Origin of the sequence: Lentzea sp. NPDC058436 (assembly GCF_042721515.1) — a bacterium.
Classification (GTDB): Bacteria; Actinomycetota; Actinomycetes; order Mycobacteriales; family Pseudonocardiaceae; genus Lentzea.
This window is the reverse complement of the sequence record NZ_JBHXLF010000023.1, coordinates 78,522-105,364: the sequence shown is the minus strand read 5'-3', so window position 1 is coordinate 105,364 and position 26,843 is coordinate 78,522. Positions and strand designations below refer to the sequence as shown.

Here is a 26,843-nt window from a genome sequence, read left to right as displayed (position 1 = left end):
GTCGTTCGAGAGATCATCTCGGCGGCGGAGGAGACCTCCGGGTGAATTTGGCGTGCGCTGAGAATCCCGGAGGTTGGGTTGTGAACGTCCCCGCATGGATGTGGCTCGCGACGATCGGTGGTCTGCTCGTCCTGCTCGCTGTGGACCTCGTGATCGTCGATCGAAAACCCCATGAGGTGACGATCGGTGAAGCCGCCCGCTGGGTGATCTTCTACGTGGCCATGGCCGCGCTCTTCGGTCTCGGGATCTGGTACTTCTCCGGCGGGCAGTACGCCACGGAGTTCTTCGCCGGGTACATCACCGAGTACTCGCTCAGCGTGGACAACCTCTTCATCTTCTTGATCATCATGACGACGTTCAAGGTGCCCGCGATCCACCAGCACAAGGTGCTGCTGATCGGCATCCTGCTCGCCCTGGTCATGCGCGGCATCTTCATCGCGGCCGGCGCGGCGCTCATCAGCCAGTTCAGCTGGGTCTTCTTCATCTTCGGCGCGTTCCTCATCTACACCGGCTGGCAGCTGGCGCGGGAGAACCACGACGAGGAAGAGGAGTACAAGGAGAACCTGATGCTGCGCATGGTGCGCAAGGTTTTCCCGGTGACCGACGACTACCACGGCTCGAAGTCGTTCATCAAGATCGAAGGCAAGCGCTTCGTGACCCCGATGTTCATCGTGATGGTCGCGATCGGTTCCACCGACCTGCTCTTCGCGCTCGACTCCATCCCCGCGATCTTCGGCCTCACCAAGGAGCCGTTCCTGGTGTTCACGGCCAACGCGTTCGCGCTGATGGGCCTGCGCCAGCTGTACTTCCTGCTCGGCGGCCTGCTCGCGAAGCTCGTCTACCTGTCGATCGGCCTGTCGGTCATCCTCGGCTTCATCGGCGTCAAGCTGATCCTGGAAGCCCTGCACACCAACAACCTGCCGTTCCTCAACGGCGGCGAGCCGTTCCACGTGCCGACCATCGGCATCGAGGTCTCGTTGTCGGTGATCATCGGCGTGCTGGCGATCACGACCATCGCCAGCCTGTGGAAGGTGCGGCGCGACCCCGACGCCGCGAAGCACGTCGGGGCCGACGCCAACCACTAGCTACAACTGCGTGACGCCGTTCTGGTAGACGGCGCGGATGGCCTGCTTGAGCGTTCCGGCCTTCACGTGCTGCTCGGCGTCACCCTCCACGAGCACGAGATCGGCGAGCTTGCCCTGGGCGAGCTCGCCGAGTTCGTTTCCTAGGCGCATGAGCTCGGCGGCGGACGTGGTGGTCGCGTAGAGCGCCTCCGCGGGCGACATGCCGTACTCGACCATCAGGCTCAGCTCGTTGAGGTTGTCGCCGTGCGGGCCGACACCGGAGTCGGTGCCCATCGCGATCTTCACGCCCGCCTGGTGCGCCTTCTGGAACGACTGGAAGTGCTGCGTGACGACGGCGTTCGCCTTGTCGAGGATGACGTCCGAGATCGCCATGCCCGCCGCGGCCTGGTCGAGGACCATGCGCGGGGCCATCAGCGTCGGCACCAGCCACGTGCCGTTCTTGAGCATCTCCTCGACGCCCTCGTCGGTGAGGAAGACGCCGTGCTCGATGGAACGCACGCCGTTGCGCACGGCCGTGAGGATGCCGTCGCCGCTCATCGCGTGCGACATGACGGCGATGCCCGCGGCGTTGGCCTCCTGCACGATCATCGCGATCTCCTCGTCGCGGAAGTGCGCGTGCCGGGGGTTGCTGCGCGGGGACATCACGCCGCCGCTCGACGCGATCTTGATGATGTCGGCGCCGTGGCGGACCAGCGTGCGGATGACCTTGCGCAGCTCCTCGGGGCCGTCGGCGACGGTGTCCGGCAGGCCGGGGTGCAGCGGCGGTGAGACGTGCGCGCCGCACTGCATCCAGTCGTCGTTGTGGCCGCCGGTCTGCGAGACCATGTTGACCGCGATCTGCATGCGCGGGCCCTGGATCAGGCCGCGCCGCACCGCCTCCGCGACACCGAGGTCGGCGCCGAGAGCGTCGCGGACCGTCGTGATGCCGCACTGCAGCGTCGCCTTCATGTTGCCGATCGCCTCGTAGAACGGCAGCGAGAACGGCGTGTTCAGCGATCGCACCAGGTCGGCGCCGCTGAACATGAAGTGCACGTGGCAGTCGAACAGCCCCGGCAGGATCGTGTGGCCGGTCGCGTCGACCGAGGTGTCGCCGTCGAGTCCGATGCCCACGTCGACGATGCGGTCACCCTCGACGACCACGTCGCCGGGTTCGGTCGTCCGGCCGGTGAAGACCCGGCCCCCAGAGAACACGATGCGCGTCATACGCGGGAATCTATGCCGCGAGTCAATTTTTGTGATCGGTCAACAAATAACTCTGAGCCTTGCTAACAAGTTCTGTTAACGTCCTGGCCGTGCGCCCTGACGACCTGCAGCTGCTCACCACGCCCGGCACCGTCGCCGTGTCCGGAGACCTGGTGCTGGTCAGCATCACCACGCCCGACCTCGACAAGAACACCTATCGGGGCGGTCTGCACCGGGTGTTCCCGGACGGCACGACGACACCGTGGACACACGGTGATCGTGACAATGCGCAGCGCATTTCTCCTGACGGCAAACTGGTCGCGTTCCTGCGCGTCAGCGGAAAGTCGAAGCCGCAGCTCTACGTCGTTCCCGTGGACGGCGGCGAGCCCCGCAGGCTGACCGACCTGCCGCTCGGCGCCGGCGCCCCGGTGTGGTCGCCCGACTCGTCGCGGATCGCGTTCGTCGCCCGCCTGCCGGAAGAAGGCCGCTACGGCACGACCGATGACGGCCCCGAGGCCGAGGCGCCGCGCCGCATCACCCGCCTCGACTACCGCGTGGACGACGTCGGCTTCCTGCTCGACCGCCGCCCGCGCCTGCACGTCGTGGACCTGGAGGGTTCGGTCACCGAGGTGACCGACGGCTCGCACGACGTCTCCGACCCGGCGTGGCTCGACGACTCGACGCTGGTGCTCGTCGCGCCGCGCGACCTCGGCGCCGTCGAGACGCTGCACTCCGACCTGTACACCGTGCCCGCCGCGGGTGGTTCCGCCACGCTGCTGGTGCAGGCGGCCGGCGAGGCGTCGATGCCGTTCGTGGCCGACGGCTCGTTGTTCTGGCTGGGCACGGAGTTCAGCGGCATCGACGCCGTGGCGCGCAACCACGGCCTGTGGAAGGCCTCTGTGGACGGTTCCGGCGCCGTCCGGCTCACCGACGTCGAAACCGTTGACGTCGAACGACTTTCCGGCCCGCCCGTGGCCGACGCGTCCGGCGTCCTGCTGGTCGTGCGCAACCGCGGCGCGCTGGAGCTGCGACGGATCCCGTTCGACGGCGGCCCCGGCGAGGTGCTGGCGGGTTCGTCCGCCGCTGTGCGGTCCTTCGCGACCGACGGGTCCACTGTGGTCGCGGTCGTGTCCACTCCGGACAGTCCCGGTCAGGTCGAGTTCGTCGGAACCGGTGTGCGCACGGCGTTCTCGTCGGTGTCCGCACGCCGCGTCGTGGAACTGTCGGGCTCCGCCTCCGACGGCTACCCGGTGCACGGCTGGCTCGTGCTGCCCGAGGGCGACGGCCCGCACCCCGTCGTGATGGCGGTCCACGGCGGCCCGTTCATGTACCACAGCTGGGGTTTCTTCGACGAGGCCCAGGTCTACGCCACCGCCGGCTACGCCGTCGTGCTGCCGAACCCGCGCGGCTCGGCCGGCTACGGCCAGGCCCACGGCCAGGCGGTGATCGGCAAGTTCGGCTCCGTCGACGTGGACGACGTGCTGTCGTTGCTGGACGTCGCACTGGCCCGCCCTGACTGCGACTCCGAACGCGTCGGCGTGATGGGCGGCTCGTACGGCGGCTTCATGACGTCGTGGCTGTCAGCGCACCACGGCGAACGCTTCCGCGCGGCGTGGTCCGAACGCGCCGTCAACGCCTGGGACTCGTTCGGCGGCTCGTCGGACATCGGCTACTTCTTCGCCGACGCCTACTGCGGCACCGACCCCGAGGCGCAGCGCGCGATGTCACCGCTGACCTACGCCGAGAAGATCAACCTCCCGTTCGCCGTCGTGCACTCCGAGCACGACTGGCGCTGCCCGCTGGAGCAGGCGCAGCGCATGTTCGTGGCGCTGAAGCGGCGCGGCGTGGAGACGGAGATGCTGATCTTCCCCGGTGAGGGGCACGAGCTGACCCGGACTGGGCAGCCTCGGCACCGGCGGCAGCGGTTCGACGCCGTGCTGGAGTGGTGGGGCCGCTACCTCAAGGCCTGACCCGTTCGGCCGCTGGTCAGCCGCCGCGCCGGGTACGAGGGTGTTCCGATGGAGGAGAACACCGTGTCCGGCGCGGTTGTGCGGGCTGAAACGCGTCTGCGCCTTCCTTCACCCGGCGATGCCGTCGTTCCCCGCCAGCTTCCCGCCGCTGTCGGCAACTTCAGCGGGCGACTCGACGAGATCGCTGAACTGGAATCGGGTGTCGGTTCGGGCGCCGTGGTCATCTCCGCCCTGAACGGCACTGCAGGCGTCGGGAAGACAGCCTTGGCGCTGCACTGGGCCCACCGCGTCGCTGACCAGTTCCCGGACGGCCAGTTGTACGTGAACATGCGCGGGTTCGAGCCGGATCGGGAGCCGATGGCTCCTGACGAGGCGATTCGCTGCTTCCTCGACGCTTTCGGGGTTCCGGGCGATGCCATGCCGATGACCTTGGACGGGCAGGCTTCGTTGTTCCGCAGCATGGTCGCGAGACGCCGTGTGCTCGTGGTCCTGGACAACGTGAACAACGCCGATCAGGTGCGTCCTCTGTTGCCGGGGACCAGAAGTTGTTTCGTCCTGATCACCAGCAGGAACCGGCTGTCCAGCCTGGTGGTGGAGCACGAGGCCAAACCGCTGTGGCTCGATCGCCTCACGGATGCCGAGTCCATGGCTCTGCTGAGAGCCCGCATCGGTGACGTCGATCCTTCGGCACTCTCCGAGGTGGCAGGCCTGTGCGCCGGCCTTCCACTCGCATTGGCCATCGTGGCGGCGCGGGTCGCTCAGCAACCGCACATCCCCGTGGCCGAGGTGGTCGCCGAACTGCGTGCCGACCGCCTGGAAGCACTGGATCTCGGGGAGCACGAGCTCAGCGCGAGATCGGTCTTCTCCTGGTCGGTCCGGGCAATGCCCGAGTCCGCCGCACGCATGTTCCGATTGCTCGGCCTGCATCCCGGACCTGACATCGACGTCCTGGCCGCTGCCGCGCTCGCGGGCTCTTCCGTCGCGGAGTGCCGGAGGCTGCTGAGGCAGTTGGCTGCGGCGAACCTGCTGGAAGAGTACGTGGCGAGCCGGTTCCGCTTCCACGACCTGCTGCGGTTGTTCGCCCGAGAGCAGGCGGGCACTGATGACGACGCCCAGCGCCGTGTTCTGGATTTCTACCTGCACTCGGCGTGGGCCGGCGACCGTGCTCTGGTGTCGCAGCGCATCAGCATCGACCTGCCTCCACCGGCCCCGGAGGTGGTCCCGCTGGCTTTTTCCGGGCCAGCGGACGCCGCGCGCTGGTTCACGGCGGAACAGGCCGTGCTGTCAGGGCTTGTCAGCCATGCGGCTGATGCGGGATTCGACGAGCACGCGTGGCGGCTGGCCATGGCAATGCGCAGCTACCTGGACAACCATGGACACTGGCGTGCTTACGAGTACGTGTACCGGGCTGCCATCGCCCCGGCGAACCGGTTGGCGGACAGGCTCGTCCAAGCAAGGGTCCACAGAGGACTGGGAAGGGCGCTCAGCCGGATCGGAAGGTGGAAAGAGGCGGAGGACGTGTTGCGGATGGCCCTCAGCTTCACCGATGGGACGCTCGACCGGAGGCAGCAGGCGCAATGTCATGAGGCGCTGTCCTGGTTGTACTCGGAGCGGCAGTTGCACGAACGCGCGTTGGTGCATGCGCAGAGCGCCTTGGACCTGCATCCGACTGATGACAACGCGGCGTGGCGAGGCTACTCGCTCAACATCGTCGGGCGCTGCTACGCGGCGATGAAACTCCCGGACAAGGCGCTGAAGTACTCGATGGAGGCGCTCGAACTTCATCGCACCCTGGAGATCCGCGATGAGATGGGTGAGGCCGAAGCTCTCAACACCATCAGCTACATCCGTGCCTTGATGGGAGAACACGAGCTCGCGATGGAGACCGCGCAGGAAGCACTGGCGATCCATCGCCACATCAGCAACCGGCTGGGTGAGGCGGAGGCGTTGGAGCGCATCGGCGACGCGCAGTTGGCGCAGGGGCGGCGTGACGCGGCGCATTCCGCCTGGCAGGAGGCGTTGGTGATCCTCGAAGAGTTGCAGCGTGCCACTCTCGCCGACGTGCGCAGGAAACTAGCGGGGCTCGACTGACGCGAAGGCCTCGAAGCGAGCCAGGAGTTCTCTGGCAGGTTCTGACTCGGCGTCGAACGCCACGAGGTCCTGGCGTTCACCCGGCTCACTCACGCCCAGCCCGATCGCGTAGGCAGGACTGAAGCTGGTCCACGCTTCGAGCCGGTGGGCTCTGGCCGCGTTCGTCGGCATCTACGACCTCATGGGTTCACGTGGCCGCATGATCACCCGAGCAACGTGTAGTTGAGTTCCTCGCACACGCGCGCCAAAGGCAGATCCAGACCCGGATGGTCCAACGGCAGCAACACGTCCGGCGCCGCCGGCAACCCCGAGGCCCCAGGCGGATCCCACAGGCAGATGGCGGGATCCCCGGAGTCCATCGACGACCGGTACCAAAGCCCGTCCAGCTCCGGATAAGCCGCCCGGATAGCCCGCGACCACGCCTGCGTCACGATCTTCGGCCCCGTCGAGATCTCCTGCGACGCCCCGACCCGCGTGGGCCACAACCCGCCGAGGTCCAGCAGCCGCAACGTGCGCCGGGGCCGCAGCACCACCAGGAACGGTGAGCGGGTGCGGCGGTCCACTATCGAGGTGGCCTGGAAGACCTCGGCGATCGACGTGCGGACGGACAGGCCGAAGTACAGGACGCCGTTCTCGTGGTCCTGGACCGGGCTGCCGTCGTCCGCCGGTTGTTGTGCGTCGAAGCGCGCGTGGGGGAGCGGGCCCGTGTAGCGGAACGTGTTCCAGCGCTGCGGGTGGGAGCCCTTCGCCGTGAACACCCGCACCAGGCGGGTGGCGCGGTGCACCGCCACCACGTCCTCGGTGCGGCGCAGGTGTGCTTGGAGCACGGCAGGGGCAGGCGGCTGTGGAAGCCGTGACATTCGGGTCCTGTCGGGTGTCCGGGAACGCGCTCAGGCCGGTGTGCCGAGTGCGGAGGCCAGGGTGGCTACCCGGCGCGGGTCTCCTCCTGCGAGGAGCCATTCGCGCGGGGTCGCGGGCTTGCCGTCTACGGGCAGGTCCTCCTGGTCGCTGGTCATGAACGCGGCGACGACTAGTGCCGGTTGGTCCTGCGGGATCTCCGCCAGGACGGTTTCGAGGCCCGGCAGGACGCCGGTGCCCGCGAACTGCCACGCGGGCAGGCGCCAGCTGCCCCTGTCCTTCCAGCCGACGAGCCTGCCGACGCCGAGGCGGTGCCGGATGCGGCTGGTGTCCACCTGGAGCTGGCGCGCGGCCTCGTTCACGGTCAGCGCCGAGTCGCGCAGGACCGCGTGGGCCACGACGGTGCGGGTGCGGGGCTTGGCGTCGGCCGGGCCCGCCGGGGAGAGGTCGAGGCCGACGTCGGTCAGCGCCGCCTGCTGGTCCGGCGTGAAGTAGGTGGCCGGTTCCGGGTGCGGTGGGGCCAGCCTGCGTGCCGCGTCGGACACGAGGGCCAGGAACTCGTCGGGGCTCACCTGCAGGCCGGCCTTGGCCAGCACCGTCTCCAGCGCGGGACTCATGCGCACAGAATATCCCGTGCGTGCGCATTTGTGCGCCCTACGAACGGCTCAAGATGGAACGTTCGACGTTGCGCGGTCACGCCGCGACGCTACGTGAGATTTCCCGGTCCGGACCGGTGACGTGGGCCTCATCTGGCACATCGATACCATTCCCGGATGCAGCTCGACCGCACCGCCAAGCGGGTCGTGGTGGCGTGGGCCGCCGTCATGGTGGCCACGCTGGCCTACGTCATGTACCGCCCGCCGGGGTGGTCCCTCGACCTGCGCGTCTACCGCAACGGCGGGGCGGCGTTCCTGAAGGACCTCCCCCTCTACGTCGACGGCTTCGCGAACCCCCTGGGCGGGCCCGACCTGCCCTTCACCTATCCGCCGATCGCCGCGATGCTGTTCAGCCTGCTGGCGCTCGTGCCGCTCGGCGTCGCGATCTTCTCGGTGGCGGTGGCGAACCTCGCGATGCTCACCGGGTTGTGCCTGATCGCCGCGAGCCGCGTCGTCGGCTGGGGGCCCAAGGCCGTCGCCTGGGGGTTGGGTGCGGCGGCGGTGTCGTCGATCTTCGACCCGCTGCGCGAGACGTTGTGGTTCGGGCAGATCAACCTGCTGCTCGGGCTGCTCGTGATGGCTGACTGCCTGCTGGAACGCACCCGCTGGTGGCCTCGGGGCGCGCTGATCGGGCTGGCCGCCGCGATCAAGCTGACGCCGGCGTTCTTCGCGTTGTTCTTCGTGGCGCGGCGGCAGTGGAAGCCCGTGTTCGTGTCCATCGGGTCGTTCTTCTTCTTCGGCGCGTTGGGGTTCGTCATCTCGTTCGGTGACGCGAAGGAGTACTGGACGCACGCGCTGCTGGATCCGGGCCGTGTCGGGCGTCTGACGTACGCGTCGAACCAGGCCATCCGCGGCACGCTGGCGCGCTTCGGTCTGGAGAACACCGCGCAGGTCGGCGTGTGGCTCGTGCTGGCGCTTCTGGTCGTGGCGGCGGTGTGGTGGTTGGCGTCGCAGGTCGGTGAGGTCGAGGCGTTCTTCGTCGTGGCGATCGGCGGCCTGCTGATCTCGCCCGTGTCGTGGGGGCACCACTGGGTGTGGATCGCGCCCGCGCTCGTGCTGCTCTCGCGGCCCGCGTTGCGCCGTCAGTGGGCCGCGTGGGCGGTCGTGGCGGTGTTCGCGATCGGGCCGCACTGGCTGTTCCCGCGCGACAACGACGTCGAGCGCGACTGGGCCTGGTGGCAGCAGGTGATCGGCAACCTCTACGTGTTCGTCGGGGTCGCCGTGCTGGTCACACTCGCTGTGCGTGTCGTGCGGAACCGCCGGAGAGCTGCCTCAACCGCAGGCTGAACAGCACCAGCACCACGCCCCACAGGATCGCGAACACGCCGATGGTGATCACGAACGCCAGCGCGCTCGCCGCCGGGTTCACGATCAGGATGAGGCCGAGCAGCACCGTCAGCGCGCCGGTGACGACGTAGAACCACTCGTTCGTCATCACCTTGCGCAGCCGGATGGCGTCGACGATCTGCAGTACACCCGTGACGAGCGCCCACGCGGCGATGAGCAGCAACAGCGCGTTCGCCGTGATGCCCGGCAGGAACAACGCGACCAAGCCCGTGACCAGGCCGAGCACGCCGATCAGGCCGAGCGCCCAGCGCGCGGGCCACTCCTTGTGGGTGAGGGTCAGGTAGAGCGTCATCGCGCCGTCGAAGAACGCGTAGGCGCCCCAGAGGATGATCAGCGCGATCAGCGTGAGGCCGGGCCAGACCAGCGCGGCCAGGCCGAACAGGACAGCGAACACTCCGCGCACCGTGAAGAGCCACCACCGTTGCATGGGCAGGATCGTCTCGGCTGTCGCCGGGGTCGGCAACCTGAGACCCTCGTTCGGTGCTGATCCGAGTGGCTGACTGGGAACGCATCCGGTCCGGCGAGGTCACGCTGCAGTTCCGCCGGTGGAAACGGCCGACCGTGCGGGCCGGCGGGACCTTGCGGACGTCGCTGGGCGTCCTCGCGATCGACGCCGTCGACGTCGTGTCCCGCGTGAGCAGGGCGGAGGCGGTGGCGGCCGGGTTCCCGACCGTCGCCGCGTTGAAGTCCTCTGTGGACGGACGCGAGGGCTCGCTCTACCGGATCCGCCTGCGTTACGTGGGCGAGGATCCGCGCGTCGAGCTGCGTTCATCGTCCGATGTGGACGGACTGGAGCTGTCTGCCGGCGCTCTGGCGCTGCTGCGGCTGATCGCGGCCAATCCGGCCGTGCGGGCCGCGGATCTCGCCGCCTCGGTGGGCCGCGAGAAGCTGCCGTTCAAGGCGGACGTCCGCAAGCTCAAGGCCAAGGGGCTCACCGAGTCCCTGGAGGTGGGATATCGCCTCTCCCCGCGGGGAGAGGCGTACCTGCGTTCCCTGACTACTGACCCGTGATGATCGAGACAGCCCGGTCCTGCGTCTGCTCGTTCACCTCGGCGACCTGGAAGCCGCGCGCCGCCGCGTGCGCCACCAGCTCGGGCTCCGGCGGCAGGCCGTACTTGCGCAGGTAGTGCGGCACGGCGCCGGCCCAGATCCAGGTGCCGTCGGTGCGGAAGTTCAGCGGCACGTCCTGCTCGCCGCTCTGCGAGAACTCGTCGAGGTCGTAGCTGCGCGCGGCCAGCACGACCGGCGCCGACTCGAGGTAGTTCAGCAGCCCGTCGAGCAGCTGCGGGTCGACCGGCTGGCGGTTCACCACGATGCGGCCGTCGTCGTTCTTGCCGTCGTACACGCGGGCCGTGCGCAGCTCACCACCGGCGGCCTGCTGCTCCGGCTGGGCCGCAGGAACCTGGTACTCCTGCTGCTGGGGCGCCTGCTCCGGCTCGGGCGCGGGCAGCGGCGGCAGGCCGACGCGCTGGCGCCACCAGTCCGGGATCTGCCGGTCCGGGCGCGGGAACGTCTGCAGCTCGTCGCGGAAACCGATGGGCGGCGGCGCGTTGCGCCAGCGGGGCTCGTCCTCGGCGTTGAAGTCCACCGTGAACGCCGCCGGCGCCTCGATCTCGTACGTCGCGCTCAGCCACGTGCCGCGCTCGGGGTGGTACATGCCCCCGCGCAGGTGTCCGAACATCTGCACGACGTCCATCGGCGGCCGCACCGGTCGCAGCTGGCCGTCGGGCCCGGCGAACGCCAGGTCGACCTCGATGTGCCGGCCCGCGGCGCGGTACTCGGCGCGGATGCGCTGCCAGCCCTGCGGTACGGCCGGCAGCATGGCACGGCCGATCTGCCGCACCAGTTGCTGCTGGTCCTGCTCGCTCAGCGGTGTCGCCGGCTGGCTCATGTGGTCCTCGCCCCTCTCCCCGTGAAAGCCCGCTGATCTTATCGGGCCACCGCGACGCGCGCGGTCCGGTCACTCACCCCGCGTCGTTCACACCACTCTGAGTGGGTGTTGAGGCCTGTGGTTCCAGCTGATTCGGCGGGTCAGAGGCCTTCGCTCGTCCAGGAGCCGTTGTACAGGTAGGGCGGCAGGTACTCCGACGTGACCTCGATCGGGATGCCCGCGTCGTGCGCCACGCTGGTGAGGCCGAGGGGACCGATGGCGACGTACCCGTTCGGCGACTCCTCGTTCTCCTCCGAGGACCACAGCTCCCGGTACAGCTCCAGCGACTCCGCGAGCGCCTGGTTGAACTGCTGCTCGCGGCCGGAGTTGACGATGTTGTGGAACAGGTTCAGCTGCGGGAACGCGACGACGCGCACGTGCTCGCGGTGCACCGGGTCGATCTCGTCAGGGGCGGTGGCCTTCAGCGCCGCGTTCAGGGCCTCGTGGACGCCAGGTTGCTGGAGGTTGAACTTCTGGAACATGTCGACCATGAGGAAGACGTACTCGGGTTCCTCGCTGCCGGACGCGCGCAGCGCCTCGACGGGCACCTCGCTCAGCTGCTGCGTCTTCGCGACGTCCCTGGCGACGGCCGCCAGGTAGTTCGCGGTGAGCCAGGTGCCGCCGGACGCGAAGTACACGGGACCCGTCGCCGTGACCGGGATCTGCTTGCCCCGCAAGGTGATCTCGACCGTCGCGCCTTCCTCGGCCGTGGCCACGACGTAGATCGCGGCACCGACCTCCGCGGCGAAGCACAGGCTGTCCCACGTGTCGCCGTTGCTGCCCAGCGGGTCGACCGCGCACCGGTGGCCGAGGTGGCTGAGCGCGTCCCTCATCAACCCGCTCAGCGCGATCGTGCGGACGTTCGGGAGCGAGTCGACCGTCTCCTCGATCCGCCGCTCGATCTTCTTCAGCTGCTTGGCGGACCAGTCCGGATCGACCTCGTGTCGGCTGACCTCGACCACCTGGTGCTCACTCCTCGGTTTCCGTCTGCCACTTCATCTTGAAGTGCTTCGTCTCGTAACCGTCGTAGACGTCGACGCGCCCGTCGGGGTACTTGTCGTTGTAGCCGTGCTCCCGCTTGTACGCGTCGAGCTCGGCCGGCGACAGGTCCTTGACGTCGTCCGCGTGGTGCGCCTGGAGGTAGTCGTCGAGACCCATCTCCTTGACCTTGGCCTGCGTCACAACGTACTCGACACCGGGGTGGTTCGGGTCCCGGCTGGCCGTCAGCAGGCGCTCGCCGAGCTCGTTCTCCCGCAGGTAGGCGGCCTTGAGGTCGTTGACCCGCTGGTCCACCTCGGCCCTGCTCAGGCCCTCGCCCTCCAGGTCGGCGCGCAGCTTCTTCTCCGCCTTGGGAGAGAGCTCGCGGTCGCGCATCTCCTCGGCGATCTTCTCGAAGTAGGTGTCGTGACCCTGCTTGACGAGCACGTTGTCGCCGTTGAGCGCGTTGCCGAGCTGGGCGCTCGGGCCCTTCGCCTCGACCACGACGAGCCTGCCGTCGCCGGTCTCCCACACCTGGTCGAACCGGCCGCTGCCGGGCAGACCGGGGTCGAGGCGCGACGGCGGTGGCGGACCGGGGTAGATCTCGGGCGTCGAGTGCATGCCCGCGCGGTCGCCGAGCTCCTCGCCGATCTTGGTGAGACGCGCCTGAGCGGCCTTCTCCTCCGGCGACTTGTCCTCGGCGTCCTTCTGGTTCTGGTTCTCCGTCCGGCGTTCGTCGACCAGGTCCTGGTTCTCGCGCTTGAGCTCCGGGTCGACGTCGTCGCCGCGGGAGCTGTCCACCTTGTCCTTGTGGAAGTCCGGCGGGATCGGCGTCTGGTCCTCGGACAGCACGTACTCGTCGCCCTGCTTGCGCACGGGAGGCACCGGGTCGCCGTTGGCGTCGGTGATCATCTGTTCCTTGCGCGGCGTACGTCCCTGCGAGTCCTCGTCGAGGTAGTACTTCTTCCGGTAGTCCGGGTCGTTGACCTTCTCCTCCATGGACGCCTTGGGGTTGCGCGTCTCGATCTCCACGGGCGCGGGATCGATGTAGCGCTTGCCGTCGGGGTCGTCGCCGCGGTCCCTGGAGTCGGTCGGGTCGAGGTCCTTGTCCTTGTCGTGCGTGCCGGGCGCGAAGCCGTCGTCGCCGGTCCTGCTGGACGACCCGTCCGGGTGGTGCGTCTCCCACTCGCCGTTCGGCGGGATCTTCGGCTGGCGGGTGCCGTCGGGGCGGATCTCGGGGTCGCTCGTGAAGACGCGGCCGTTGGCGTCGGTCCAGGCGGGCTTGGTGGGAGCCAGGACGGGCGCGTCGAGGTGCCGGGACAGCTGCCGGGCGAAGTCGTTGCTGGCGGCGTCGCAGCCGATCAGGCGGACGGGCCTGCTGCCGTCGTAACCGGAGCGGCGGAGCATGTCCGCGTACTCGCGCGGCGAGTAGTCGTGACCACCGATGCGGGCCCTGCCGTCCGGCGTGACGTGGACGTCCGCGGTGAAGTACCGCGGGTCGTTGGGCACGCGGTGCGGCAGGTCGCCCATGTCCCGGTCGCCACCGTGGTGCGAGATGCCGGCCGGGGTGGTCTCGGCGTGGCGCTGGTGGGCCTCCTCCGGGGAGGGGCGGTCGGCGGGAGGGGCGTCCTGGTCGTGGTTGTTCGGGCTGTCGGGGTCGTTGTTCGGGTCGCGGTTGGGGTCGCTGTCGTGCGGCTTGTCCGGGGTGGCGTCGTGCGGTTGGTCGGGGGTGCCGTCGTGGGGCCTGTCGGCGTCCGGGCCGCGGTGAGGGGCGTCCGCGTCGGGACGTCGGGGTGCGTCGGCGTCGGGGCGGTGCGGGGTGGCGGCTTCCGGGCGGGTGGTGTCCGGGGCGCGGTGGGGGGCCTCGGCCGTGTCGGTGCCTCGGTGGCGGGGGCCGTCCGGGGTGTGCGGGCGCGTGCCGTCGGGACGGGTGCCGTCCGGGCGGGACCCATCCGGGCGGGAGCCGTCGGGACGTGAGCCGTCGGGACGTGAGCCGTCTGGGCGGGTGCTGTCGGGGCGGTTGCCGGGGCCGTTGCCGTCCGGGCGGGACGGGCCGTCGGGCCGGTGTGGTGCGTCCGGGCGGGACGGTGAGTTGGGGCCACCGTGCGGCGTGTTCGGCCCGTGGGGCGTGTTGGGCCCGTGCGGGGCGTTGGGGCCGCCGTGCGGTGCGTTCGGTCCGTGGGGTGCGTTGGGGCTGTGCGGGGCGTTAGGGCCACCGTGCGGCGTGTTCGGGCTGTGGGGTGCGTTGGGGCCGCCGTGGGGCGCGTTCGGGCTGTGTGGCGCGTACGGGCCGTTGTGGGGTGCGTTGGGACGGGACGACGGCGTCGTGGTGCCGTGGGGACCGTCTGGGCGCGTGGGGCCGCCGTGCGGGCCGGACGGGGGCGTGTTCGGGGTGTTGGGGCGGCTCTGTGGTGCGTCCGGGCGCGATGACGGCGCGTTCGGGGCGTCCGTGCGGGCCTGGGGTGCGTGCGGGGCGGACGACTGCGGGCGCATCGGCGCGTCGCCGCGCGGGGCGTTCGGTGTCGACGGGGAGTGCGGCGTGCCTGCCGAGGGTGCGTTCGGGCTGTGTGCCGGCGGCATCGACGGGGAGGACGGCGTCGACGGGGCGTGCGGTGCCGACGGGGCGTGTGGTGCCGCCGACGACGGGGTTGTGGCGCGGCTCGGGGGAGTCGCGTCGGGACGGGCCGCGTTCGGGGCGCCGGTCGACGGGCTGTGTGGTGCGCCCGTTGATGGTGCGTGGGGCATGCCGCCGCCCGACGGGGCGCCGCCTGAGGGCATTCCGCCGCCCGATGGCATGCCGCCCGAGGGCGAGGAAGGCATCGAGGGCGAGGAAGGCATCGACGGTGACGACGGCATGGACGGTGACGACGGCATCGACGGGCGGGCTGGGGCGTCTGCCCTTGCCGCTGACGTCGAGGCGTCGGGGGTGCGCGGGGCCGGGGCGCCCGAGCCGAGGTCGCCGCGGCTGCCCGGGGTGCCGGTCCAGCCCTGGCCGGCGCCTGCCGGGGGACGGCCGGCCGCCGGGGAGGACGGGGCGTTGCCGCCCGCGTTCGGGGCGCCGCCGCCCATCGGGCCCGACTGGGCCGGGGTGGTGTCCGGGGTGCGGGGCGCGGCGGGGGCGTGCGGGACGTCCGGTCGTGCCGGGGCCTCCGGGGGTGCCACCGAGGACTGGACGGTCTGGCCGGTGTTGCGGGGCGTGGGAGCGTCCGGAGTGGACGAAGGTCCGGCCGGGGAGTGCGGCGCACCTGGGCCCGAAGGCGAAGAGGGGGAGGACGGGGAGCTGTCCGGCGAACGCGGGGCCGACGGGGCCGAGGCGTTGTCGGGGGTTCGTGACGGCGCGTCGGGGGTGGAGCTGTCCGGGGTCCTCGACGGGGTGTCCGGGGTCGACGGGCTGTCGGGCGTGCGCGACGGCGAGGGAGCCGAGGGCGGCGACGCTGACGACGGCGCCGAGCTGTCCGGCGAAGACGAAGGAGAAGAAGGCGACGACGGCGAAGTGTCCGGAGAGGACGGTGACGACGGCGACGACGGAGAGGAAGGCGAACTGTCCGGTGAGGACGGTGACGACGGAGAGGACGGCGAGCTGTCGGGCGAGGAGGACGAAGGCGTGCCGCGGCCGCCCGAAGGCGAGAGGTCCGGGGCGTTGGTGCTGTGGAACAAGCCGCCGGGCTTGATGGACTTCGTCGAGATCACGTCGAGGCCGGTCACCTTGCCGACCAGCTTGCCGACGACCTTCATGATCTTCGTGAAGATCTCGACCAGACGGCCGAGCAGCGGCGAGACCTTCTTGATGGTCTTGATGAGCTTCTGGATCAGCTCACCGATGCGCGTGGCCCACTTCGAGATCGCGGTCACGGCCTGCGCCACGATCACCGGCGTGCCGAAGCCGAGCGTGAACACGGCCTCCAGCACCCACGTGATCAGCTTCGCGACGAGGTCGGCGATCAGGTCGCGCACCATCTCGCGCACGAACCCGACGACCATGCCCATCACGCCGACGACGGTGCCCACCGAGCCCGCCGTGGAGGCCGCGCCGGACAACGCGTCCAGCTGCTCGCCCGCCGACTTGCGGTACGAGTCGGCCGCGGCTCCCGTCCACTCGCCGGTGCCGTCGACGGCCGCCTTGTAGTCGCCCGCGATCTTGCCGAGCTCCTGCGAGACGTTGTTCCACGTCGTCGAGTACGACTGGATCACCGGCGGGTCGCCCGCCAGCCAGTCCAGCGCCTCCTTCAACGGCTGCATGTGTTCCATCAGGAACGAGGCCGCGGACGAGAGCAGCGTGCCGAACGGGTCGATCGCCATCGAGGCGGCGTCGGCGACCAGGCCGACGACGCCGAGGCCGCCCTCGATCCAGCTGCCCTCGGAGATGCCCTTGTAGGCGTCGACGGCCGAGTCGGCGATGGAGAAGCCGGTCGCCCAGCCGTTGTCGCCGGTGCCCGCGTTGAAGAAGCCGGACGGCTCGGCGGGCGCCTGTGCCACCAGCGGATTGGGGGAGGACATCAGGCGCCGCCCTTGAGGGTGCGCGTGATCTGGTCCTCGACCTCCTGGTAGTGCTTGGCGGTGTCGGTGACCTTCTTGGAGGTCGCCTGCATCGCCTCCGCCGCGCCCTTCAGCGCGTCCAGGCCCCACTGCTCGACCGGGTCGAGCAGCATCCGGAACGGCTGGCAGATGATCCCGTACGCGTCAGTCGGCATGGACACGGTGTTCGCCGCGTCCACCGCCCCCTGCAGTCGCCCGTGGAGGCCCTCCAAGGCCTTGGCGTGCGCTTCCAGCACGTCCGAAGTGACGTGGAAACCACCGGAAGTCATCGAACCCCCTCAAGTTCGAGCAGCGGACAGGAAGATCAGGTGAGCACCGACTCGCCGCCGAAGTCGTCGTCGTCATCCCTCGGCGGACGGCGGCGCGGCGGCGGAGGCGGCGTCGGGCGTGCGGGCGGCGGTGCGTCGTCCTCGACCCGGAAGTTGATCTCGTTGCGGTCGTACGGCGTGCGCGTGGGCTCCTCGGCGGGAGGCGCCGGGAAGTTCTTCTTGGCCTCGTTGAACAGGACGTTGGCCGTCTCGTCCTGCGTGCCGATGGTCTCTGCCATGGCTTCCTGCAGCAGTTCGGGAATGCGCGACTGCGCGCGTTGCAGCAGCTTCATGATCTCGCCGCTGACCTCGGACATGCGCTTGCCGGAGGCGGACTCGTTGATCACGAGGTTCTGCAGGATCCCGTTGGACCCGACCAGGATCTCGATGGAGCCGTCCTGCGACCGCTCGGAGATCGTCATCCCCTGAACGCGCGTCGCCATCTCCTGATAGCGCGCGGCGCGTTCCTGGATGTTCTGGTTCCAGTTCGCGAGCATCTGCTCGGACCCGGCGATGTCCTCGGGCACCGGTGGTTCCCTCCCAAAGCGGCGGCGGACTCAAAGGATGACGCAGCCGGATCCGATCTCGTTCCACCCCGAGACCAAATAGGCCGAAAAGACCAGCGGCGTCCCACCGATCGAACCAGTGGGACGCCGCTGGGACAACGTTCTAGTTCACGCCCAGCAGGTCGACGACGAAGATCAGCGTCTCGTTGGGCTTGATCACGCCACCGGCACCGCGCGCGCCGTAGCCCAGGTGCGGCGGGATGACCAGCTTGCGGCGGCCACCGACCTTCATGCCCTGGACGCCCTGGTCCCAGCCCTGGATGACTCGACCGCCACCGAGCGGGAACTGGAACGCCTCGCCGCGGTCCCAGGACGCGTCGAACTGCTCGCCGGACGAGTGCGAGACACCGACGTAGTGCACGGACACGAACTGCCCGGCCGTGGCCTCCGCACCGTCGCCGACGGTGATGTCCTCGATCAGCAGGTCGGCGGGCGCCGGGCCGTCGTGCGGGTCGACCTCAGGCTTCGTGGGGGCCATCACAACTTCCTCTCGAACGGGGGTGTTCGCGCTCGATCCAATCACGCGCGGGCGCGCGCGGCCGAATGGCCTACGCGGACCAGCCCTACCCGGTCCCGTCGCAGTCATGTCTTTCTTTAACGACCACCGGCCCCTGCAGCCGGAGGGACACAACAGAAGAAGGAGACGATCATGGCGGCAACCCTGCACCGCCTCCGGTCACTGCTCGGCGCGGCACTGGCGGCGGCAACGCTGTCCATGGCCTGCGTCAGCGTGGCCGAAGCAGCTCCTGCTCCGACCGCCGACGGCGAGTTCGGCACCCAGATCGTCGGTGGCACGCGCGCGAGCACGTCCACCTACCCCTGGGTCGTCTACCTGGCCACGAGCAGCGGTTTCCAGTACTGCGGCGGCACTCTCGTCGCTCCCAACAAGGTCGTCACCGCCGCGCACTGCACCGTGGGCGACTCCCCGTCCGTCGTCCGGGTCGTGGCCGGTCGTGACGACAAGAACTCCACGGCGGGCACCGTCGCCCGTGTCACGAAGATCTGGATCCACCCGAGCTACCGCGACGTGACGCTGGGCTACGACGTCTCGGTGCTCACGCTCGACCGCAACCTGTCGCAGACCCCGCTCCCGTTCGCCACGTCGGCGGACAGCGGGCTCTACGCCGCGGGCACCAGCTCGACGATCCTCGGCTGGGGCACGACGTCCTCCGGTGGTTCGGCCTCGCGCTACCTGTTGCGCGCCACCGTGCCGCTGACCAGCAGCTCCAGCTGTTCCAGCTCGTACGGCAGCGACTTCAACGCCACGCACATGGTGTGCGCGGGCTACTCGCAGGGCGGCACCGACACCTGCCAGGGCGACTCCGGTGGCCCGCTCGTGGCCGGTGGCAAGCTGATCGGCATCACGTCGTGGGGCGAGGGTTGTGCGGCCGCCGGCTACCCCGGCGTCTACTCCCGCGTCTCCACCTACGCGGCGCAGATCCAGGCGCAGCTGTAGGAAGAACGCGATGAACGACGGGCCGGGAAGGGGCAACCCTTTCCGGCCCCGCTTACGTCCTCACACCATGAACGGCAAGAAGCTGTTGGCCGGCACCGCCGTGCTGGCCGTCGCCGGAGTGTGTGTGAGCTCCGCGGTGCGGGACGATTCTCCCGCGCCACCACCGATCGTGGACTCCGGGCCGGTGCGTCTCGTCGCGTTCGACTCGTGCGACAACGCAGTGACCGAACTGCGCCGCGCCATGGCCCCGTACGTCACCGCGTACGGGCTCGGCGGCGGCCCCACCATGTTCGCCGAGGGCATGGCGACCGACAGCGGCGCGGCCGTGCCGCAGAAGGCCACGCCCGACTCGCGCAACAGCGCCGCCACCCCGCCCGAGCAGCAGCAGGAGCACTCGACGACGAACGTCCACGAGCAGGGCGTCGACGAGCCGGACGTCGTGAAGACGGACGGAAAGCGCGTCGTCTCCATCGCCGACGGCAAGCTGCGCCTGATCGACGTCGCGAGCAGGGCCGTCACGGGCACGGTCGACCTCGGCGAGCGCCGCGCGAGCCAGCTCCTGGTCTCGGGCGACCGCGCGCTCGTGGTCACCGAGGGCCCCGTGCCGATGATGAAGCCGACGCTGCCGCCGGACCGCCCGTCGTACGCCCCCGAGTCCGGCACCGAGCTGGTTCTCGTGGACCTCAAGGGGCTCAAGGAGATCAGCAGCCTCAAGACCGACGGCTTCTACCTCGACGCACGCCAGATCGGCGGCACCGCACGGGTCGTCGTCCGCTCGCAGCCGCGCCTGCCGTGGGTGTACCCGGACCAGACGACCAACGAAGCGGGATCGTTGCGCCGCAACAAGGAGATCCTGCAGAACGAGCCCGTCTCGTCGTGGCTGCCGCGCTACGAGCTCAGCGAGAACGGCGCCAAGTCCAGCGGAACCCTGGTCGACTGCGCGAACGTCAGCCACCCCGTCGTGCACTCCGGCACGTCGATGCTGACGGTGCTGACGTTCGAGCTCTCCGGGCAGCTCGGCACCGGCCAACCCGTCTCGATCGTGGCCGACGGCGACACCGTCTACGGCACCGACCGCAGCCTCTACATCGCCGACGACCACCGCCTGCTGCCGGAGATCCCTTCCAGGACACCGGTTCAGCGCCCGATCACCACGGCGGTCCACCAGTTCGACATCAGCAAGCCGGGCCCGCCGAAGCACGTCGCCTCTGGTGACGTCAAAGGCACGCTGCTGAACCAGTACTCGTTGTCCGAGCACGACGGCGTCCTGCGCGTCGCCACCACCACGGGCACCGAAAGCCGTTGCTGCTGGCGGATGCCCGCGGACGTGCAGCCACCGCAGCCACCGTCGGAGAGCTTCGTCACCACGCTGCGCCGTGACGGCGGCCGGCTGACCCAGGTCGGCCAGGTCGGCGGGCTGGGCAAGGGCGAGCGGATCTACAGCGTGCGGTTCATCGGCAAGATGGGGTACGTCGTCACGTTCCGCCAGACGGACCCGCTCTACACGCTGGACCTCAACGATCCCGCCAAGCCCAGGGTCACCGGCGAGCTGAAGATCACCGGGTTCTCCGCGTACCTGCACCCGGCGGGCGACGGGAAGCTGATCGGCGTCGGCCAGGAGGCGACCGAGCAGGGCAGGACGACCGGCACGCAGGTGTCGCTGTTCGACGTGGCGAATCCCGCGTCACCGCAACGACTCGCGCAGTACCACCTGCCGAACTCCAGCTCCGAGGCGCAGTTCGACCCGCACGCGTTCCTCTTCTGGCCGCAGGACGGCACGCTGGTCATCCCCGTGTCGTCCTACAAGGCGAACCACGAGTTCTCGTCGCTGGTGCTGAAGGTCGACGGCAACCAGCTGCGCGACAGCGGGAAGATCGTCGAACCGTCGGGCTCCGACTACTACGGCGGTCCCAGGAGGACGATCGTGATCGGCGACCAGCTGTGGTCGATCTCCAGCGCCGGCGTGCAGGTCAACGCGCGCAACGGTCTGGCGCAGCAGGCCTGGCTGCCGTTCACGCGGTAGCGCGGTCCCCGTTGAGCAGGCGGTGCGACAACACCGTGCCGCCTGCCATCGCCGCCGGGATCACGATCAGCGCGGCGAGCGGGACCAGGCACAGAAGGTAGGTGGGAACGGCGAGCCCGAGCACCAGGCCGCGGCGCGTCGCGAGGATCTTCCTGCGCTGCTTGAACGTCCGGCCGCGGCGCGTGAACGGGATGCCGGTCAGCTCGATGCCGAGCAGGTAACCGTTGATCAGCACGGCCAGCACCGGCACGACGGTCTGGCCGACGACGGGGATGAACCCGCAGAAGAACAGCGGGATCGCGAACGCGATCGAGGTCGCGACGAGCAGCACCGTGCTGCGCAGCCCGACCAGGAACCCGCGCCACCAGCCGATCTGCTCCGCGTCGGGCACACCGCCGAGCTCGTCCTCGACCTCCTCGGAGATGTACTCGTAGAACGGGCCGCCGATCATCAGCGTGATCGCGGTGAACAGCAGGACGCTGAGACCCAGCACGGCCGCGAGGACCGAGATCCCGACGGCGACCTCGACGAGGCTCTTCCAGGTGTCGCTCCACGAGTCCGCGAAACCGGTGAGCCACCCGGCGATCGAGTCGATGTTGGTGAGCAGCACCACCCAGCCGGTGAGCATCAGGACCGCCGTGATGACGGCGGGCAACGCCCCCATCAGCACGCGCTTGGGCGTGCTGAACACCAGGCTGAACCCACGCAGCAGCAGACCGACACCGGCACCGAAGTCCTTGATCACGCGCGCAGAATAGTCGGTGCGGGTCCCAGGTCGCTGCGAAACCGGACGAACTACTCGGGCGGTGCCGCGATGCAGGCCGTTCCGACGCGGTGGAACCCGACGCGCTGGTAGACCTTCGCGATCTCCGCGCTGCCCGCCGAGAGGAACACCAGCCCCGCACCACCGGCGAGGGCGTCCCGCGCCAGTTCGGCGGTGACCGCGCCGCCGAGACCGCGGCGCCGTGCGGCGGGCAGCGTGCCGATCCCGGCGATCTCCACGACGTCGCCCGCCCGTTGCGCGGTGCCGGACGCCAGCACGCCCTCGCCCGGCACGTCGGCCACCGCGTACCGGTGCCTGCCTGCCATCGGGGTCGCCTCCGCGAGGGCCGCGTCCCGTTCCGCGACACCGATCTCACCCCTCGCCGTGCCCGGTGACGAGAACGCGAGCTGCGCCACCACCGTCACCTCGGGAGTCCTGGTGCCGAGCAGGCGCACGTGCGGATGCGGTTCCGGCAGCTTCGCGGGGTCGAGGACCATCAGCGGCGCTTCGAGCACGTCCAGACCGGCCTCGCGGGCGACGCCGAGCAGGTCCGGTGTCGTCTCGTGCACCCACTCGAACGCTTCGGGCACCCCGAGCTCACGCTGCCGGGCGCGCATCCTCAGCACGTCGTCCACCGAGGGCCGCCCGCCGGGGAAGCGGGGTCGCGCGTAGAACGGGTAGCCGTCGCCCGCTTGGAGGAACAGCACCAGTTCGCCGTGCTCCTCGACGCGGGATCCCGGCCGGGGCACGGAGTCGTAAAAGCTTTCGAGAACGTCCCACACGGCCGGTCAGGCTAGCTACCTTGGGCGCCATGACGCACGGCATTTCCCGCGGCAGGGCCACGGTGGCGCTCGCCGCCCTCCTGCTGGCGCTGACCGGGTGCGGCGGCGAGCCCGAGAGCTGGTTCGCCCGTCCCGGCGAGCCCCGGCAGTCGCCGAGCGGGAAGTTCGTCGCGCACGCCGAGAGCGCGAGCGAGGTGCGGGTGACCGACCGCGACGGCGGTGAGGTGTTCAGCAAGTCCTACGAGTACGCCACGAGTTCCCGTGCGGACGGCATCGGGGTCGTGTGGCTGTCCACGAAGGACCAGCTGTGGGTGCTCGTGCCGGGAGACACGAGCGAACGGATCGAGGCCGGCCCGGACGGGGTCTGGACGGCGGTCGAGGCCGAGCTACCCCGGGAGATCACGCGGCTCGGGTGACGCGTCGCGCTCACCCTCGGCCATCCGCCTGCCGCGCTCCAGTTCCGCGTCGAACTCGGCGCCGAGCAGCACCGCGATGTTCGAGATCCACAGCCACACCAGGAAGACGATCACACCACCGAGCGAGCCGTAGGTCTTGTTGTAGGACGCGAAGTTCGCCACGTAGACCGCGAAGCCGACGGTCGCGAGCGCCCACAGCACGATCGCGAGCAGGCTGCCGGGGGTGACCCAGCGGAAGCCGGGCTGCCGCACGTTCGGCGCCGCCCAGTAGAGCACCGCGAACCCGAGGCTCACGAGCAGCAGGATGACGGGCCACTTCGCGCTGTCCCAGACCGTGACGACGGTGTCGCCGAGCCCGAGGAACTCACCGACGCCGTCCGCGACCCCGCCGGTCAGCACCAGCGCGCCGAGAGTGAGGGACACGAGCACCACCGAGCCGAGCGTGAGCCCGAGCCGCAGCGGGATCGTCTTCCAGATCGGACGACCTTCCTCGACGTCGTAGACGGCGTTGCACGCCCGCATGAACGCGCCGAGGTAGCCCGAGGCGGTCCAGAGCGCGGTCAGCAGACCGATGACGCCGAGCAGGCTCGCGGCGTTCTGGCTCTTCTGCAGCTCCTCGATCGACGACTTCACCACCTCGCCCGCCTGACCGGGCGCGACCTGGTCGACGTACTTCAGCAGTTCCTGCGTCGTCGTGTCACCGAGCAGCGCGAGCACGGACGTCAGGACGATGATCCCGGGGAACAGCGATAGCACCGCGTAGTAGGTGAGCGCGGCCGCCCAGTCCGTCAGGTTGTCGTCGTTGAACTCCTTGACCGTCCGCTTGAGAACGCCCCACCAGGCGCGCTTGGGCAGCCTGGTGGGGCCTTCCACGGTGTTACCTGCGGGCACGGCGCCAGCTGAACGAACGGCTGCCGGAGCCGACACCGGCGAGGTGCAGCGCGAGCAGCAGCAGACCGAGCACGACCAGCGTGTTCACGGTGATCACGTCACCGAGCGCGACCTTGGCCAGGTCCAGGATCAGCGCCAATCCGAACGAGACCGCGGCGATGATGGCCAGCATTTTGTGTCCACCTCCGTATTAGGTGAGGTGCGGATACCCACTTGTTCACGGGGGAACCGGGCCGTTCGGAGCAATGGACATGTCATGATCGGTCCCGTGGACGTCGAGCGCTGGCAGGCAGCGGCGGTTCCGTGGTGGGTGACCAAGGTCGGGCTCGTCGGTGGGTGGCTCGTCGCCTTCTACTTCTCCGTGAGCGCGAACGCGGCTCCGTGCACGGCCGCGCAGCCGTGCCTGCCGGATCCGTTGTTCTCCCTCGCGGTGGTGCCGTTGCTGGCCACACCGCTGCTGTTGCTGTTCGGCCGCGTGCTCACCGGCTGCGCGATGGGCGCCCTGTTCGGTGTGGTCGACATCGCGCTCGACGGCAGCGCGGCGGCCAACGTGGCGTTCGGGCTGCACGCCGCCGCGTGCGCGGTGGTGGCGGCGTGGACGGTCAGGTCCCGCGCGGACCAGCACGAGGCGGCGGGCGCGGCGGTCGTCGCGTTGCCGGACCTCCCGCCACAACGCGGAGTTCTGCGCGTGGTCGCCGTGCTGCTCGTCGTCTTCGGGTTCCTGACGTTCGTGCAGTACAGCCTCACCAACGACGCGATCGAGCAGCACATCGCGAACTCCAGCCGCGTCCAGGCGGAGGTCGTCGAGGTCAAGGACGCCTACGAGGTGTGGGTGGAGCTGCCGGACAGGCAGCGCGCCGCGTTCCAGCCCCTCGCGCCCGAGAGCTACCAGGTCGGAGACGACGTGCCGGTGCTCGCGGACGGCACGTGGGTGCGGATGGAGAACGAGCCGGAGGACGTCACGTGGTGGCTCACCATCGGTGGCGCCGCCGTGTTCTTCGCGATCATGCTGGCCGCGCGGGAACGCCGCCGCCGCGCGTTGTGGACGGGTCCGGTGAAGGCCGTCAGGGTGCGGGTGCACCAGGTCGGGCCGCGCCGGATCCTGTTGCGGTACGGCAGGAAGGACCTCGCCACGGTCACCACGCTGGCCGACCTCGGGCTGGAGGAACCGCTCTACCACGACACCGACGAGTTCGGCCGGGTGTGGCGCGGCGAGGAGGACCCGCCGGTGCAGCTCGATCCGGCCGAGGTGCTCGTCGCGGGGGAGTGGCACCACGGCGGCCAGGTGGCGTTGCTGGTCGAGGGCGCGGTCGTGGCGACCAGCACGCTGAACCGCGTGAGCCCGCGCCACACCGTCCACAGTGCACACCTGCCGGGCGAGCCGGTCACCGCGGGCACGCCGGTCGACCTGCCGCACGCGATCTGGCCGGGTGACCGCAGGCGGGTCGAGGGCGTGGCGCTGCTGCTCGCCGCCGCCGGCGCGCTGGTCCTGCTGGCGAACTACCCGGACTGGATCGTGCTCGCGCTGATCGGCGTGCAGTGCGTGCTGTCGGCCGTGACGCGGTTCCAGCCGATGCTGCGCCTCGACCACAACTCGGTCGTGCTCTACACCGGCGTCTTCACCTACCGCGTGCCGTGGTCGCAGCTGCACGGCGTGCGCCGCTCCGGCCCCCAGCTCATGCTCGCGTTCGGCCCGCACGGCGACGTTCTGACCACGCCGCACCTGCCGGACCGGGAGGCGGGCGAGAAGGTGATGTGGGCGCGCGCCCGGTCGTTGATCGCCGAGCACGCCGGCGACCGCGTCACCCGCAGGCTCAACGTCAGCGTGCTCGCCGCCGCGGTCTACGCCGGGCTGGCCCTGTTCATCTGAGCCTGGCCACGGCCTGGAGCAGGCGGTCCACATCGGACTCGTCGGTGTACGGCCCGATGCCCGCCCGCACGGCGCCCTTGTCGCCCAGACCGAGCCACCGCGAGCACTCCAGCGCGTAGAAGTGGCCCGCGGGCGCGTTCACGCCCTCGGCTCCGAGCCGGCGGTACACCTCGGCCGGGTCCAGGCCGTCGACGGAGAACAGCACGGTCGGCGTGCGCGAGGACGCCTTGCTGTAGATCCGGACGCCGAGCTCGCGCAACCCGTGTTCCATCTTCTCGCGGAGTTCGAGCTCGTACTCCTCCAGGCCTTCCAACGACCGCATGAACTCGACGGCAGCGGTCGTTCCGGCCAGCAGCTCGTACGGCAGCGTGCCCAGCTCGAACCGCTCCGGCACGGCGTTCGTCGACGGCAGCAGCTTGTCCGGCCGCAACGTCTCCAGCAGCTCCGGCGCGGCGGCCAGCACCCCGAGGTGCGGGCCGAGGAACTTGTACGGCGAGCACACGAAGAAGTCGGCGTCCAACGCCTCGACGTCGACCGGCACGTGCGGTGTGTAGTGCACGCCGTCGACGTAGACGAACGCCGCCATCTCGTGCGCCGCACGGGCGATCTCGGCGACGTCCGGGCGCGTGCCGAGCAGGTTCGACGCGGCCGTGATCGCGACGACGCGGGTGCGGTCGGACAGCAGCTTCGTCACGGCCTCGACGGGCAGCTCGCCGGTCGTGCGGTCGAACGGCGCCCAGCGCACCGTGGCGCGGGCGGCCTCGGCGGCCTGCACCCACGGCCGGATGTTCGCGTCGTGGTCGATCCTGGTCACGATGATCTCGTCGCCCGGCCGCCAGTTCTTCGACAGCGTGCGGGCGAAGTCGTAGGTCAGCTGGGTCATGCTGCGCCCGAACACGATGCTGCCGGCGTTGAGGAACTCCGCCATCGTGCGCCGTGCGGTCCGCACGATCTCCTCAGATCGGCGTTCGGAGGCAGTGACGCTGCCGCGGTTGGAGACCGCCGAGGTCAGCGTGTCCCTGACCGCGTCCGCGACGACGTCGGGCACCTGCGCGCCGCCGGGGCCGTCGAAGTGCGCGGCACCCTCGCGCAACGCGGGGAAGTGGGCGCGGACCGCTGCGACGTCGTAGGCCAT

Annotated in this window: 25 protein-coding genes; 9 read left to right on the top strand and 16 right to left on the bottom strand. The window is 69.9% G+C overall.

Translation table 11 applies throughout. The features are described 5' to 3' along the window. Positions 1-80 precede the first annotated feature (80 nt). Positions 81-1,085, top strand: coding sequence for a TerC family protein (locus ACFWN2_RS40380; protein ID WP_382435853.1), 1,005 nt, complete (start codon positions 81-83; stop codon positions 1,083-1,085). On the opposite strand, the gene ACFWN2_RS40375 is transcribed toward ACFWN2_RS40380, so the two are convergent. Then, positions 1,086-2,288 carry an amidohydrolase family protein gene (locus ACFWN2_RS40375; protein WP_382435852.1) on the bottom strand — a complete coding sequence of 401 codons (1,203 nt, stop codon included), beginning with the start codon at positions 2,286-2,288 and terminating at the stop codon, positions 1,086-1,088. A gap of 89 nt (positions 2,289-2,377) precedes the next feature. On the opposite strand from ACFWN2_RS40375, the gene ACFWN2_RS40370 reads away from it, so the two are divergent. Together ACFWN2_RS40370 and ACFWN2_RS40365 are read left to right on the top strand one after the other, a co-directional pair. Then, positions 2,378-4,237: a S9 family peptidase gene (locus tag ACFWN2_RS40370; protein WP_382435851.1), complete on the top strand. Its 1,860-nt coding sequence runs from the start codon at positions 2,378-2,380 to the stop codon at positions 4,235-4,237. Between the two features lie 48 nt (positions 4,238-4,285). Continuing rightward, on the top strand, positions 4,286-6,328 hold the full coding sequence (locus tag ACFWN2_RS40365) for an ATP-binding protein (protein ID WP_382435850.1): 2,043 nt from the start codon (positions 4,286-4,288) through the stop codon (positions 6,326-6,328). Here ACFWN2_RS40365 and ACFWN2_RS40360 read toward each other — a convergent pair. The 3 genes from ACFWN2_RS40360 to ACFWN2_RS40350 are packed head-to-tail and all read right to left on the bottom strand — an operon-like array spanning position 6,311 to position 7,803. Further along, positions 6,311-6,499 (bottom strand): hypothetical protein, encoded by a 189-nt coding sequence (locus ACFWN2_RS40360; RefSeq protein ID WP_382435849.1) that lies wholly within the window; start codon positions 6,497-6,499, stop codon positions 6,311-6,313. The genes ACFWN2_RS40365 and ACFWN2_RS40360 overlap by 18 nt on opposite strands. A gap of 32 nt (positions 6,500-6,531) precedes the next feature. Beyond that, complete coding sequence (locus tag ACFWN2_RS40355; protein ID WP_093596775.1) at positions 6,532-7,188, bottom strand: RES family NAD+ phosphorylase; 657 nt, start codon at positions 7,186-7,188, stop codon at positions 6,532-6,534. Between the two features lie 30 nt (positions 7,189-7,218). Further along, on the bottom strand, positions 7,219-7,803 hold the full coding sequence (locus ACFWN2_RS40350) for a DNA-binding protein (protein WP_382435848.1): 585 nt from the start codon (positions 7,801-7,803) through the stop codon (positions 7,219-7,221). Positions 7,804-7,959: 156 nt separating this feature from the next. Here ACFWN2_RS40350 and ACFWN2_RS40345 point away from each other — a divergent pair, with 156 nt between their 5' ends. Next, positions 7,960-9,129 (top strand): glycosyltransferase 87 family protein, encoded by a 1,170-nt coding sequence (locus ACFWN2_RS40345; RefSeq protein WP_382435847.1) that lies wholly within the window; start codon positions 7,960-7,962, stop codon positions 9,127-9,129. Here the strand turns inward: ACFWN2_RS40345 and ACFWN2_RS40340 are convergent. Next, a complete protein-coding gene (locus ACFWN2_RS40340; protein ID WP_382435846.1) occupies positions 9,071-9,616 on the bottom strand; it encodes an HdeD family acid-resistance protein in 546 nt (181 codons plus the stop codon). The two genes, ACFWN2_RS40345 and ACFWN2_RS40340, sit on opposite strands and share 59 nt — an antisense overlap. Positions 9,617-9,669: 53 nt before the next feature. On the opposite strand from ACFWN2_RS40340, the gene ACFWN2_RS40335 reads away from it, so the two are divergent. Continuing rightward, positions 9,670-10,200: a hypothetical protein gene (locus ACFWN2_RS40335; RefSeq protein ID WP_382435845.1), complete on the top strand. Its 531-nt coding sequence runs from the start codon at positions 9,670-9,672 to the stop codon at positions 10,198-10,200. Here the strand turns inward: ACFWN2_RS40335 and ACFWN2_RS40330 are convergent. The 6 genes from ACFWN2_RS40330 to ACFWN2_RS40305 all read right to left on the bottom strand — a co-directional run bounded on the left by ACFWN2_RS40330 (position 10,187) and on the right by ACFWN2_RS40305 (position 17,985). Next, on the bottom strand, positions 10,187-11,080 hold the full coding sequence (locus ACFWN2_RS40330; RefSeq protein WP_382435844.1) for a hypothetical protein: 894 nt from the start codon (positions 11,078-11,080) through the stop codon (positions 10,187-10,189). The genes ACFWN2_RS40335 and ACFWN2_RS40330 overlap by 14 nt on opposite strands. A 140-nt stretch (positions 11,081-11,220) precedes the next feature. Next, complete coding sequence (locus ACFWN2_RS40325) at positions 11,221-12,081, bottom strand: immunity 49 family protein (RefSeq protein ID WP_382435843.1); 861 nt, start codon at positions 12,079-12,081, stop codon at positions 11,221-11,223. Between the two features lie 7 nt (positions 12,082-12,088). Beyond that, the gene (locus tag ACFWN2_RS40320; RefSeq protein ID WP_382435842.1) at positions 12,089-16,594 is read right to left on the bottom strand and encodes a hypothetical protein; all 4,506 of its coding nucleotides are present in this window, start codon (positions 16,592-16,594) and stop codon (positions 12,089-12,091) included. Continuing rightward, the gene (locus ACFWN2_RS40315; protein ID WP_382435841.1) at positions 16,594-16,902 is read right to left on the bottom strand and encodes a type VII secretion target; all 309 of its coding nucleotides are present in this window, start codon (positions 16,900-16,902) and stop codon (positions 16,594-16,596) included. Before ACFWN2_RS40315 ends, ACFWN2_RS40320 begins: the two co-directional genes overlap by 1 nt. 35 nt (positions 16,903-16,937) lie before the next feature. After that, a complete protein-coding gene (locus tag ACFWN2_RS40310) occupies positions 16,938-17,468 on the bottom strand; it encodes a YbaB/EbfC family nucleoid-associated protein (RefSeq protein ID WP_382435840.1) in 531 nt (176 codons plus the stop codon). 142 nt (positions 17,469-17,610) lie between these two features. Next, a complete protein-coding gene (locus tag ACFWN2_RS40305; RefSeq protein WP_093596735.1) occupies positions 17,611-17,985 on the bottom strand; it encodes an FKBP-type peptidyl-prolyl cis-trans isomerase in 375 nt (124 codons plus the stop codon). Positions 17,986-18,156: 171 nt separating this feature from the next. Between ACFWN2_RS40305 and ACFWN2_RS40300 the strand changes: the two genes are divergently transcribed. Continuing rightward, the gene (locus ACFWN2_RS40300; protein WP_382435839.1) at positions 18,157-18,963 is read left to right on the top strand and encodes a S1 family peptidase; all 807 of its coding nucleotides are present in this window, start codon (positions 18,157-18,159) and stop codon (positions 18,961-18,963) included. Positions 18,964-19,030: 67 nt separating this feature from the next. Further along, entirely contained in the window at positions 19,031-20,986 is a 1,956-nt protein-coding gene (locus ACFWN2_RS40295; protein ID WP_382435838.1) for a beta-propeller domain-containing protein, read from the top strand. Here ACFWN2_RS40295 and ACFWN2_RS40290 read toward each other — a convergent pair. Then, entirely contained in the window at positions 20,976-21,731 is a 756-nt protein-coding gene (locus tag ACFWN2_RS40290; RefSeq protein ID WP_382435837.1) for an EI24 domain-containing protein, read from the bottom strand. The two genes, ACFWN2_RS40295 and ACFWN2_RS40290, sit on opposite strands and share 11 nt — an antisense overlap. 50 nt (positions 21,732-21,781) lie before the next feature. Further along, positions 21,782-22,531, bottom strand: coding sequence for a GNAT family N-acetyltransferase (locus ACFWN2_RS40285; protein ID WP_382435836.1), 750 nt, complete (start codon positions 22,529-22,531; stop codon positions 21,782-21,784). A 29-nt stretch (positions 22,532-22,560) separates the two neighbouring features. Between ACFWN2_RS40285 and ACFWN2_RS40280 the strand changes: the two genes are divergently transcribed. Then, complete coding sequence (locus tag ACFWN2_RS40280) at positions 22,561-22,947, top strand: hypothetical protein (protein WP_382435835.1); 387 nt, start codon at positions 22,561-22,563, stop codon at positions 22,945-22,947. On the opposite strand, the gene ACFWN2_RS40275 is transcribed toward ACFWN2_RS40280, so the two are convergent. Together ACFWN2_RS40275 and ACFWN2_RS40270 are read right to left on the bottom strand one after the other, a co-directional pair. Then, positions 22,918-23,838: a YihY/virulence factor BrkB family protein gene (locus tag ACFWN2_RS40275; RefSeq protein ID WP_382435834.1), complete on the bottom strand. Its 921-nt coding sequence runs from the start codon at positions 23,836-23,838 to the stop codon at positions 22,918-22,920. The genes ACFWN2_RS40280 and ACFWN2_RS40275 overlap by 30 nt on opposite strands. After that, complete coding sequence (locus tag ACFWN2_RS40270; RefSeq protein WP_382435833.1) at positions 23,825-24,010, bottom strand: hypothetical protein; 186 nt, start codon at positions 24,008-24,010, stop codon at positions 23,825-23,827. Before ACFWN2_RS40270 ends, ACFWN2_RS40275 begins: the two co-directional genes overlap by 14 nt. 84 nt (positions 24,011-24,094) lie before the next feature. Here ACFWN2_RS40270 and ACFWN2_RS40265 point away from each other — a divergent pair, with 84 nt between their 5' ends. Continuing rightward, positions 24,095-25,708: a hypothetical protein gene (locus ACFWN2_RS40265; RefSeq protein ID WP_382435832.1), complete on the top strand. Its 1,614-nt coding sequence runs from the start codon at positions 24,095-24,097 to the stop codon at positions 25,706-25,708. Here the strand turns inward: ACFWN2_RS40265 and ACFWN2_RS40260 are convergent. Beyond that, the gene (locus ACFWN2_RS40260) at positions 25,701-26,843 is read right to left on the bottom strand and encodes a cysteine desulfurase-like protein (RefSeq protein ID WP_382435831.1); all 1,143 of its coding nucleotides are present in this window, start codon (positions 26,841-26,843) and stop codon (positions 25,701-25,703) included. The genes ACFWN2_RS40265 and ACFWN2_RS40260 overlap by 8 nt on opposite strands.

Excerpts from the sequence above, each read along its gene's own strand:
- ACFWN2_RS40365 (WP_382435850.1), top strand. The coding sequence starts at position 4,286 with ATGGAGGAGAACACCGTGTCCGGCGCGGTTGTGCGGGCTGAAACGCGT.
- ACFWN2_RS40345 (WP_382435847.1), top strand. The coding sequence starts at position 7,960 with ATGCAGCTCGACCGCACCGCCAAGCGGGTCGTGGTGGCGTGGGCCGCC.
- ACFWN2_RS40315 (WP_382435841.1), bottom strand. The coding sequence starts at position 16,902 with ATGACTTCCGGTGGTTTCCACGTCACTTCGGACGTGCTGGAAGCGCAC.
- ACFWN2_RS40360 (WP_382435849.1), bottom strand. The coding sequence starts at position 6,499 with ATGCCGACGAACGCGGCCAGAGCCCACCGGCTCGAAGCGTGGACCAGC.
- ACFWN2_RS40375 (WP_382435852.1), bottom strand. The coding sequence starts at position 2,288 with ATGACGCGCATCGTGTTCTCTGGGGGCCGGGTCTTCACCGGCCGGACG.
- ACFWN2_RS40320 (WP_382435842.1), bottom strand. The coding sequence starts at position 16,594 with ATGTCCTCCCCCAATCCGCTGGTGGCACAGGCGCCCGCCGAGCCGTCC.
- ACFWN2_RS40330 (WP_382435844.1), bottom strand. The coding sequence starts at position 11,080 with ATGAGCCAGCCGGCGACACCGCTGAGCGAGCAGGACCAGCAGCAACTG.
- ACFWN2_RS40300 (WP_382435839.1), top strand. The coding sequence starts at position 18,157 with ATGGCGGCAACCCTGCACCGCCTCCGGTCACTGCTCGGCGCGGCACTG.
- ACFWN2_RS40340 (WP_382435846.1), bottom strand. The coding sequence starts at position 9,616 with ATGCAACGGTGGTGGCTCTTCACGGTGCGCGGAGTGTTCGCTGTCCTG.
- ACFWN2_RS40350 (WP_382435848.1), bottom strand. The coding sequence starts at position 7,803 with ATGAGTCCCGCGCTGGAGACGGTGCTGGCCAAGGCCGGCCTGCAGGTG.
- ACFWN2_RS40260 (WP_382435831.1), bottom strand. The coding sequence starts at position 26,843 with ATGGCCTACGACGTCGCAGCGGTCCGCGCCCACTTCCCCGCGTTGCGC.
- ACFWN2_RS40305 (WP_093596735.1), bottom strand. The coding sequence starts at position 17,985 with ATGGCCCCCACGAAGCCTGAGGTCGACCCGCACGACGGCCCGGCGCCC.
- ACFWN2_RS40355 (WP_093596775.1), bottom strand. The coding sequence starts at position 7,188 with ATGTCACGGCTTCCACAGCCGCCTGCCCCTGCCGTGCTCCAAGCACAC.
- ACFWN2_RS40265 (WP_382435832.1), top strand. The coding sequence starts at position 24,095 with ATGATCGGTCCCGTGGACGTCGAGCGCTGGCAGGCAGCGGCGGTTCCG.
- ACFWN2_RS40280 (WP_382435835.1), top strand. The coding sequence starts at position 22,561 with ATGACGCACGGCATTTCCCGCGGCAGGGCCACGGTGGCGCTCGCCGCC.
- ACFWN2_RS40270 (WP_382435833.1), bottom strand. The coding sequence starts at position 24,010 with ATGCTGGCCATCATCGCCGCGGTCTCGTTCGGATTGGCGCTGATCCTG.
- ACFWN2_RS40295 (WP_382435838.1), top strand. The coding sequence starts at position 19,031 with ATGAACGGCAAGAAGCTGTTGGCCGGCACCGCCGTGCTGGCCGTCGCC.